Annotated in this window: 8 protein-coding genes and 1 pseudogene; 7 read left to right on the forward strand and 2 right to left on the reverse strand. The window is 60.8% G+C overall.

Annotation, left to right across the window (positions count from 1 at the left end; all coding sequences use genetic code 11):
- Positions 1 to 532 precede the first annotated feature (532 nt).
- A pseudogene (locus VMR39_RS01545) lies at positions 533 to 1936 on the reverse strand (DEAD/DEAH box helicase); the annotation flags it as partial.
- 436 nt (positions 1937 to 2372) lie between these two features.
- Positions 2373 to 3269, reverse strand: a complete 897-nt coding sequence (locus VMR39_RS01550) for a LysR family transcriptional regulator (RefSeq protein ID WP_325413664.1) — start codon at positions 3267 to 3269, stop codon at positions 2373 to 2375.
- A 144-nt stretch (positions 3270 to 3413) separates the two neighbouring features.
- On the opposite strand from VMR39_RS01550, the gene VMR39_RS01555 reads away from it, so the two are divergent.
- The 7 genes from VMR39_RS01555 to VMR39_RS01585 form a co-directional block, all read left to right on the forward strand.
- The gene (locus VMR39_RS01555; RefSeq protein WP_325413667.1) at positions 3414 to 4397 is read left to right on the forward strand and encodes an aldo/keto reductase; all 984 of its coding nucleotides are present in this window, start codon (positions 3414 to 3416) and stop codon (positions 4395 to 4397) included.
- Between the two features lie 21 nt (positions 4398 to 4418).
- Positions 4419 to 5276, forward strand: coding sequence for an aldo/keto reductase (locus VMR39_RS01560; RefSeq protein ID WP_325413669.1), 858 nt, complete (start codon positions 4419 to 4421; stop codon positions 5274 to 5276).
- A 125-nt stretch (positions 5277 to 5401) separates the two neighbouring features.
- On the forward strand, positions 5402 to 5902 hold the full coding sequence (locus tag VMR39_RS01565; RefSeq protein WP_325413671.1) for a nuclear transport factor 2 family protein: 501 nt from the start codon (positions 5402 to 5404) through the stop codon (positions 5900 to 5902).
- Positions 5903 to 5942: 40 nt separating this feature from the next.
- The gene (locus VMR39_RS01570) at positions 5943 to 7109 is read left to right on the forward strand and encodes a (R)-mandelonitrile lyase (RefSeq protein WP_325413673.1); all 1167 of its coding nucleotides are present in this window, start codon (positions 5943 to 5945) and stop codon (positions 7107 to 7109) included.
- Positions 7110 to 7123: 14 nt separating this feature from the next.
- On the forward strand, positions 7124 to 7756 hold the full coding sequence (gene paoA / locus VMR39_RS01575; protein ID WP_414712436.1) for an aldehyde dehydrogenase iron-sulfur subunit PaoA: 633 nt from the start codon (positions 7124 to 7126) through the stop codon (positions 7754 to 7756).
- A complete protein-coding gene (locus tag VMR39_RS01580; RefSeq protein ID WP_325413675.1) occupies positions 7753 to 8706 on the forward strand; it encodes a xanthine dehydrogenase family protein subunit M in 954 nt (317 codons plus the stop codon). The genes paoA and VMR39_RS01580 overlap by 4 nt, the downstream gene beginning before the upstream one ends.
- Positions 8703 to 9671, forward strand: a 969-nt coding sequence (locus VMR39_RS01585) for a xanthine dehydrogenase family protein molybdopterin-binding subunit (RefSeq protein WP_325413676.1), incomplete at its 3' end; no start/stop codon positions are given. The genes VMR39_RS01580 and VMR39_RS01585, both read left to right, overlap by 4 nt.

Genomic DNA, 9671 nt, shown 5'->3' on the forward strand with positions numbered 1-9671 from the left:
TTGGCGTCGAGCAGCAGTTCGTTGGCGATCACGTCCAGCTTCTTCTGCACCTCGCCCTGCACATTCTCGCTGTCGAGGCTGCCCAGCACTTCACCCAGCGCAACAAGTACAAGTGCCACTCTGTATTGCGGATGTCCCTTACGTCGCCCCAAACGACGGACTCGTGTTCGCGAGTGATGAAGAGCAGGACTTTGTAGCGCTCGTTCACGGTCGGGCCGGCGTAAATTTCCGTGTTACCCATGGCAGAGAGTGCCCGCTCGGGCCGCCAGCGAGAGGCTTTTGCTCGATAAACGACCGCGCTCATTTTCGGGAAGATGTTCCTCAACGCAACCGTCTCAGGTACATCTTGAAACGCATCAAGGAATTCGGACCGACGCGTTTGCCGCGTGTTCGCCCCCTCGCTGAGATCGCGCAATAGCGAATTCCAGTCAGCATCTTCTGCGTACAAATCTTGCAGTGCTTCGCTGACCCCGGGGTCGGCAATATTCGCGATCATGGTCGCGTCGCCGAGGTCCGAGCGAGACCGGGTGAACCGGCCCGTGAATTGGAGGGTAATAGCCAAGCTTTTGTGCGGATCGTGAACCGCAGCAATTTTCAGCTCGGGCAAGTCAAAACCCTCGCCCAACATGTCCACGCAAACAACTATTTTCGAGTCGCCATTCCGCAATCTCGCAAGCAGTTCTTTTGTTTCGCCGGCCGAAACTTCATTGTGAAGGACTATAGGGGAGTGTTCAGGCGCCAACTTTTCGTAGAGGGCATGGATTTTCTTCGCGCGTGGAATATTATCGCAGCGAGCCATAACGATGTGGCTGTAACCCCGGGCAAGATCGTCACTCAACTGGGCTAAAGCCGTTTCAGCGATAGCTTGATCGGCTTCCACTAGGTCCAGTTCGTCGACAGGCAAAAACCGAATTTCCTTAAAGTAACCCTCGGCCTGAGCCTTCCTGAGTGGGTAGTTGAATACTACTCGGCCATCGACATGCTTATTGTCATTCCTGAAAGGGGTGGCGGTAAACTGCACGATAGGCTTTTGCGAAAACTGCCCCCGGAAGGCCTCCCACGTGCGAGCAGAGATGTGATGAGCTTCATCGATGAAGAGGTGGCTGCAAACTTCAGCCATCCGCCTTTGGACCGCATCGGAACACTGTCCCGCGATTGCCATCGTTGTGACGATGACGTTGCATCTGGAGAATATATCGTCAACCTCAGCGGGGCTCTTTGGCTTATGTTGGAGATAGCCAACGGCCGGGTAAGGTGCCGCTGGGTCAAGTACCCCCAGGTCTTTTAAGAGGCCCATTTTCAGAAATTTGTCGCCAATCTGATCCCGAAGAGCGCCGGTCGGTACAATCACAAGCAGCCGTCCCAAACGCTCCCTGGCCAGCAGTGCAAGCATAGTTTCGGTCTTACCCGTGCCGGTGGGCATCACCACCGTGGCCGGCAAGTTGCTCGCTTTCCAATGAGACAGTACACCGAAGAGGGCTCCGATTTGCGGCGGCCGAAGGCCAGTCTCGGTTACTTCGTTGCCCTGGCGACGCTCTTCGCGGAAATTGAATGCGCTGCCCCAGCCTTCGCGCACGGCTGACGTGAGTGCATCATTGTCTGTTAAATTGAGCAAGTGCGGTTGCCGAGGCGCCGGAGTTTGCCATTCCCCACGCACTTCATCCGTGCGTCCCGAGATGAAATCGTCGAGATTCTGACATTTAAAAATCGCACCAGAAAATTGATCGGCACGATATCGCCTCTCGGCCAGTAATATCGCATCGCCACTGCTGGTACGAAAAACATGAGCTTCATGGCGCCCAATCCGCACCGTTTCCAAGCTGCCGAGGTGCGCTACCTCGTGCTGCAGCAGCTGCCTTATCGGATTTTTGAGGACCTTCCCGTCCAGCGCAAATCGAGGCGGAAAATTCGCGGCACGAAGTATATCGGCTTCCATCAATTACACCTTGGAGGGTTGTACCTCTCCTTCATAAGCAAACCGTAACGTTTTTGCTATGTTCCGGTTGGTCCATTTGGACCATTTTGGCTTTTGACCCATTTTAGAGATCCAAAACACAGTAGGACGTCTCATCTAAGCAACTGAATATAAAAGAATGATCATGCAGCAAAATTGCTGATTGTTGCATGCTCTGGCGCCCCAGACCCGTCCGCTTCGCCAGCAAGCTCGCCGAAAGCCGGCAGTCGGCCACCGGCCAGTCCAAGGCATCCAAAATGAGGAAGCTGTCGGTCCGCATTTGAGAGCGGCAAATCTTCGCCTGGGCGTCCGACAAGGGTCGGGGCCGGCGGGATCTGGGACATTTCTGCCGTTCCCCAACTGACCATTAATTGGCAGCTTGTTTCGAAACCCGCCGTATAACCCAGTGATGAGGACGTCATGCACCCCGGAAGCGGAGAGCTTCGAGCACCATCTTGAACGCGGGAGAAGGCTGCCTGCGACTGGTGTAATAGAGATAATATCCATCGAATGGCTCGCACCATTCGTCCAGCACGCGAACAAGAGACCCGTCAGAAAAGTGACTGAGAACATGGTCCTCGACCATGAACGCGATCCCGTGTCCGGCAAGCGCTGCCGTTACGATGAGGTGCGCATCGTTGAACACCAACTGCCCCTCGGCCTTGACCCTCAATTCTTTACCGCCGCGCTCAAATTCCCAGGCATATAATCCACCCGATGTCGACATTCGTAGGCTGATGCAATTGTGGCTCGCCAGATCATAAGGCGTCAGAGGCGTTCCATGCCGAGCCAGGTAAGTTGGGGAAGCGAATGCAGCCATTCGGAGTTTCGGTCCGATCGGCACCGCGATCATGTCCTGTTCCAACGCCTCGCCAAGGCGAACGCCGGCATCATATCGATCGGCAACGATATCGACGAAACCACCTTCGATACTGACTTCGATGTTGAGGTCGGGATTTTCAGCCGTCAGGCGATCGACGACCGGCCACAGCACAGCCCGCGCCGCATGCGCGCTGGAAGTGATCCGAACGGTTCCTCCAGGACGCTGGCGAAGCTCCGTCAGCGTCGCCAGCTTGTCATCGATCGTATCGAAGGCAGGTCGCAACGTCTCGATCAGGCGTTCACCTGCCTCCGTGGGCGCAACGCTACGTGTCGTGCGGGTAAGCAACCGCAGCCCCAATTTGGCTTCCAGGCGGCGCACAGTATGGCTCAGCGCTGATTGCGAAATGCCGAGCTTTGCTGCCGCCTTTGTGAAGCTGCGTTCTTCCGCGACGGCGAGGAACATCGCGAGATTGCCCAATTCTTCACGTTTCATATCAAGCCTAGCAGATGGGGTTTCATGACATAATGTCATAGACCCAAGCGATTTACCCTGTCTAATTATCAAAACCGTTTCAGGGTACATAATCATCAACATGGCGCGGGCGTTTCGACACCGGGCCGAAGCGGGATTTCGATGATGCAGAAGCGCGTATTGGGCCAAAGCGGCCTTGAGGTATCGGCTCTCGGGCTTGGGTGCATGGGACTAAGCTTTGGCTACGGTCCCGCAACTGATCGCACGGAGGCCGTTTCGCTGCTCCGCGCGGCGCACGAGCGGGGCGTTACCTTCTTCGACACGGCCGAAGCCTATGGGCCGGGAGACAATGAAGAGGTCGTTGGCGAAGCGCTGGCGCCAGTTCGGGATCAGGTGGTGATTGCCACCAAGTTCGGGTTCGAGAACGGTCGCCCGAGTGACGGATTGAACAGCCGTCCCGAGCGTATCCGGCAGGTGGCGGACGAGGCCCTGTCCAGGCTGCGCACCGATCGCATCGATCTATTCTATCAGCACCGTGTCGATCCGAACGTGCCGATCGAGGACGTGGCAGGAACGGTTCGCGACCTGATCGCCGAGGGCAAGGTCAAGCATTTTGGTCTGTCGGAAGCCGGCCCAGACGCGATCCGTCGCGCCCACGCGGTACAGCCCGTGGCCTCACTTCAGAGTGAGTATTCGATGTTCTGGCGTGAGCCGGAAGCGACGATCCTGCCGCTTCTGGAGGAACTGGGGATCGGGTTCGTCCCGTTCTCGCCGCTCGGCAAGGGCTTCCTGACCGGCAAGCTGGAGGCGGGCACCAAATTTGCCGCTGATGACTTCCGCAGCACCGTGCCACGTTTTCAGGCGGATGTGATGGCGGCGAACCAAGCGCTTGTCGATCTGGTCACGACGATCGCAAGTGAGAAAGAGGCCACGCCCGCGCAGGTCGCGCTTGCATGGCTGCTCGCGCAGCACCCGTGGATCGTGCCGATCCCCGGTACGACCAAGCTTCACCGGCTCGAGGAGAATCTGGGCGGCGCCTACTTGGTACTGACCGATCAGGATCTGGCGCGCATCGCCGACGCCCTGTCGGGGATCGAAGTGCATGGCGAGCGCTATGCGGCTTCGCACCAGCAGTTCGTGAACCGCTGAACAGAACAAGGAACCATCGTCATGACCAGCAGCGTTCCCAGCGTCACTCTGAACAACGGCGTCGAGATGCCGATCCTCGGATTCGGCGTATTTCAGGTGCCTGATCCGGCAGAATGCGAGCGCAGCGTCCGCGACGCGATCGATGTCGGCTATCGGCTGCTCGATACAGCTGCCTCCTACGGCAACGAGGAATCGGTTGGCGCCGCCATCAAGAACCACGGCATCGATCGAGGCGAGTTGTTCGTCACCACCAAGCTCTGGGTGCAGGATGCCAGCTACGAGGGAGCCAAGGCGGCCTTCGAGCGGTCGATCAACAAGCTCGGGTTGGACTATCTCGACTTATGGCTAATCCATCAGCCCTATGGTGACGTGTACGGCGCATGGCGCGCGATGGAAGAGCTGCACAAGGCCGGGCGCATCCGCGCTATCGGGGTCAGCAACTTCTACCCCGATCGCCTTGTCGATTTCGTGCTGCACAATGAAGTGCATCCTGCGGTCAACCAGATCGAGATCCACCCTTTCCACCAGCAGACCGATGCGGTGAAAATCCTTGAGCAATACGGCGTCCAGCCCGAGGCGTGGGGACCGTTCGCGGAGGGCAAGAATGGCCTTTTCACGAACGAGGTGTTGCAGCCGATCGCCGACAAGCACGGCAAGAGCATCGCTCAGGTCGTCCTTCGCTGGCTGACTGACCGGGGCATCGTCGCGATCCCCAAATCGGTGCGCAAGGAGCGAATGGCGCAGAACTTCGATATCTTCGATTTCGATCTCGACGCTGGCGACCTCGAAGCGATCGCCAAGCTCGATCAGAACGCCAGCGCCTTCTTCGACCACCGCGATCCGGCGATGGTGAAGTGGCTGGGCGAACGGAAGCTCTGATCGTCACTCGCGGGCCGATGTTCCGGCGTCAGCCTGCATGTTTTCAACTTCGTGCGGGAGCAGCTTTGGTGAATATTCGATCGGCTCGGGGAATAAACCGACTTTGCCTGCTAGGCGCCGTCGCCTTGTCATTGCTGCCCATGCAGGCCTTGCTCGCGCAGCAAGCGCCGCCGGCCCCAACCGAGACGATCAGGACTGCCACCACCCATACCCCGACAGAGCAGCAGGTCATCGACCTGTCGAAGACCAAGTGGGACTGGATGGCGGACAAGAAGATCGACTCTCTCGCAACCCTCTTCGACGACCGCGCCATGTTCACTCACATGGGAGGAACGTGGGGCAAGAACCAGGAACTCGCCACCATCAAGGGCGGCGGTATCTGGTACAAGAAGGCAACGATCCACGCAGTAGACGTGCGCGTATTCGGTGACACCGCGATCGTGCTGGAAGACATGGATTTGGAGGCGGTCGTTGGTTCCCGTACCGTCACCAACGCCTTCATGGTCACGGAAGTTTATACCAGGAAGAATGGCGACTTGCGCCTAGCCCAGCTCACTTTCTCGCATCTCCTCCGACCAGTGAAGGCGGGTGCCGCCAGCAGCGAGCGTCAACTAACGCCGCGGTGAGGGGCAGCGTTGATGAGAGGGTAAGATGGGAGAAGAAACGATGAAGGTTACCTCCGCCGCCGTTGCCGCGCTGGCGATGGCCGTGCCGGTCGAGGCACAGGATCGTCCGTCGGTCGCGCCCAAGAACATGCAGGCGATCGCGCCGGCGCTGGCGGGCTATACCGATCGGGTGCTGTTCGGCGACGTGTGGGTGCGTCCCGAACTGGCGCCGCGTGATCGCAGCATCGTCACCTTGTCGGTGCTGATCGCGACCGGCAAGACCGCGCAGATGGCTGGCCATCTTGGCCGCGGTCTCGATAACGGCATCAAGCCGTCCGAGGTGGCGGGCATGGTGACGCACCTCGCCTTCTACACCGGATGGCCGAACGCCGTCTCGACCTTGAATGAGGTCGAGAAGGTGTTCGCTGAACGACATGTCGACCTGAAGTCGCTCGCGGCGATCCCGCCGGCCACCGCACCGCTTCCCAGCTCTGATTCCTCGCGCGCCGCGACAGTCGAAAAGGCGCTCGCCCCAATCGCACCCAAGCACGCGCAGCTTACCAACGATGTCGTTTTCGCCGACCTGTGGCGGCGCACCGACTTATCGCCCCGTGACCGCAGCCTCGTCACCATCGCCGCGCTTTCCGCAGGTGGCGACGGCGATCAGCTTGCCTTCCACGTTCAGCGTGGCCTCGAAAACGGGCTGACCCAGGCGCAGATCGTCGAGGCGCTGACCCATCTCGCATTTTACGCAGGGTGGCCGAAAGCGAACGCCGCCATCGGCGTCGCGGGTAAGGTGTTCGCCAGGAAGGAGGTTGCCGCCATGTCCGACCTTCAGGTCATCCATCCTAACCAGGAGCCGAAGCTTGGCCCCGCCGACTATTTCACCGGCAGCGTCACCGTCCTGTCGCCCTTCAAGGGCACCGGCGACGCCCGCCTTGGCGGCGCGACGGTGACGTTCCAACCGGGTGCGCATACCAACTGGCACACGCATCCGCTGGGGCAACTGCTCATCGTAACCGATGGACGGGGATGGGTTCAGGTCGACGGCGAGGCTGCGAAGCCGATCGCAACGGGCGACACCATATTCATCTCGCCAGGCGTCAAGCACTGGCATGGTGCGGCACGCGATAGCGCGTTGACCCATGTCGCGGTGTCCGAGGCGCTCGACGGTACGTCCGTGACATGGCTCGAACAGGTCGCGGACGAGTTATACAACACACTGTAACGGGAGAGACGGCGATGATGTCGGAGATCGAGATGTCGAGGCGAGGCGTTCTTGCCGGCAGCGCTGCAACGGCTGCGCTGGCTGCGGCCCCGCATGTCGAAGCGCAGCCCGCAAAAGCGACCGCGCCCGCGCCCGCAACCATGCCGGTATCGCTGACCGTAAACGGCAAGCGTCGTGACCTCACCCTCGACCCGCGCACGACACTGCTCGATGCGCTGCGCGAGCATCTGAAGCTCACCGGGACGAAGAAGGGCTGCGACCACGGGCAATGTGGAGCCTGTACCGTCATCGTCAACGGCGAGCGGATCAATTCCTGCCTTAGCCTGGCTGTGCAGCATCAGGGCGACGAGGTGACGACGATCGAAGGGCTGGGCACGCCCGACAATCTACACCCCATGCAGGCCGCATTCGTGCGTCATGATGGCTATCAGTGCGGCTACTGCACGCCGGGTCAGATTTGCTCTGCGGTCGCAGTGCTGGACGAGATCAAGCGTGGAGTGCCGAGCCACGTCCAGGCCGATCCTTCGCGACCTCCGCAGCCGACCAACATCGAAATGCGCGAGCGGATGAGCGGCAATATCTGCCGATGCGGCGCCTATTCCAACATAGCCGAGGCGATGGCGGAAGTAGCGGGAGCAAAAGCATGAAGCCCTTCACCTATGAGCGCGCGAAGACGCCGGCTGAAGCGGCTGCCGCAGTCGCAGGCCAGCCCGGCGCGAAGTTCCTCGCCGGGGGCACAAACCTGCTCGACCTCATGAAGCTGGAAATCGAGACGCCCCGGCATCTGGTCGATGTCCAGGACCTGAAGCTCGACCGGATCGAGCCGACGTCGGAAGGCGGCTTGCGGATCGGGGCGCTGGTCACGAACACCAAGCTTGCTGCCGACACGCGCGTCCGTCGCGATTACGGCGTGCTGACCCGTGCGATCGTGGCCGGCGCGTCCGGGCAACTTCGCAACAAGGCGACCACGGCGGGCAACCTGCTTCAGCGGACGCGGTGTCCCTATTTCTATGACCCCTACATGCCTTGCAACAAGCGCAAGCCGGGGTCGGGCTGCGCTGCGATCGGTGGCTATTCGCGTCAACTCGCGGTGATCGGTTCGAGCGACCAATGCATTGCCACCTACCCCGGCGATATGGCCGTTGCGATGCGCGTGCTGGATGCGATCGTGGAGACGGTCAAGGCGAACGGCACGAGCCGCGCTATCCCGATCGCCGACTTCCATCGCTTGCCCGGTGACACACCTCACCTCGACAACAATCTGGAAGCTGGCGAGCTGATTACGGCGGTCACGCTGCCCCGGCCGCTTGGCGGCACGCACCATTATGAGAAGCTACGCGACCGGGCATCCTACGCCTTCGCGCTCGTGTCGGTTGCGGCCGTCATCCAGAAAGATGGCAACGGGCGCGTTGCGTTCGGCGGAGTCGCGCACAAGCCCTGGCGCGTCGAAGCGGCGGATGCCGTGATGGCGCAGGGGGCCGCAGCCGTGACGACCAAGGCGTTCGCGAATGCGCGCCCCACGGACGACAATGCGTTCAAGATACCGCTCGCGACGCGGGCGCTTGCAGCCACCATCGCGGAGGGCAAATCAGCATGAAGTTCGACACACCAGCAGGCACCAATCCGATCGATCAGGAAAAGGTCGTCGGCAAGCCGCACCCGCGCATCGAGGGGCCGCTGAAGACCACCGGACGCGCGGTCTATTCCTACGAAAATCATGAGGCCGTGCCGAACGCTGCCTATGGCTATGTCGTCGGCTCCGCCATAGCCAAGGGGCGCATATCGTCGATGAACGTGCGCGAGGCCGAGGCGGCGCCGGGCGTCCTTGCGATCGTGACAGCCGATAATGCCGGGCCGATCAAGACGCAGGGTTTCTACGTAGCCAAGCCGCTCGCGGGGCCGGAGATCGAGCATTACCATCAGGCTATCGCACTGGTCGTTGCCGAGACGTTCGAGCAGGCGCGCCATGCCGCATCGCTGATTCGCGTCGATTATGCGCGCGGACAGGGCGCGTTCGACCTTGCGTCTGCGCGCGCGGGAGCCAAGCCACATCGGCGTCAGCCGGACATCCGCATCGGCGACTTTGACAAGGCGTTCTCATCAGCCCCCGTGAAGGTCGATGCGTCATACACCACCCCCGACCACAGCCACATGATGCTGGAGCCGCACGCCACGATCGCGCGCTGGGACGGCGACCAGCTGACGATCTGGTCCGCGCAGCAGATCATCGGTTGGGCGCGCCGTGACCTTGGCAACAAACTTTCTATCCCGCAGGACAAGATCCGCGTCGTCGCGACCTATATTGGCGGCGGGTTCGGAGGAAAGGGCAGCGTCTGCTCGGACGCGATCCTCGCCGCGCTTGGCGCTCGCGCGGTTGGTCGCGCCGTGAAGGTGGCGCTGCCGCGTCCGCTCATGCCGAACAATACGTCGCATCGCCCCGCGACGATCCAGCGCGTTCGTCTGGCGGCCGGGCGCGATGGCAAGCTGGTCGCGGTCGGCCACGAAACGCTGTCGGGCAATCTGCCGGGGGGCGGTCCGGAGATCGCGGCCGCGCAGACGCAG

Origin of the sequence: Sphingobium sp. (genome assembly GCF_035511395.1) — a bacterium.
GTDB lineage: Bacteria > Pseudomonadota > Alphaproteobacteria > Sphingomonadales > Sphingomonadaceae > Sphingobium.

Excerpts from the sequence above, each read along its gene's own strand:
- VMR39_RS01570 (WP_325413673.1), top strand. The coding sequence starts at position 5,943 with ATGAAGGTTACCTCCGCCGCCGTTGCCGCGCTGGCGATGGCCGTGCCG.
- VMR39_RS01555 (WP_325413667.1), top strand. The coding sequence starts at position 3,414 with ATGCAGAAGCGCGTATTGGGCCAAAGCGGCCTTGAGGTATCGGCTCTC.
- VMR39_RS01560 (WP_325413669.1), top strand. The coding sequence starts at position 4,419 with ATGACCAGCAGCGTTCCCAGCGTCACTCTGAACAACGGCGTCGAGATG.
- paoA (WP_414712436.1), top strand. The coding sequence starts at position 7,124 with ATGATGTCGGAGATCGAGATGTCGAGGCGAGGCGTTCTTGCCGGCAGC.
- VMR39_RS01550 (WP_325413664.1), bottom strand. The coding sequence starts at position 3,269 with ATGAAACGTGAAGAATTGGGCAATCTCGCGATGTTCCTCGCCGTCGCG.
- VMR39_RS01580 (WP_325413675.1), top strand. The coding sequence starts at position 7,753 with ATGAAGCCCTTCACCTATGAGCGCGCGAAGACGCCGGCTGAAGCGGCT.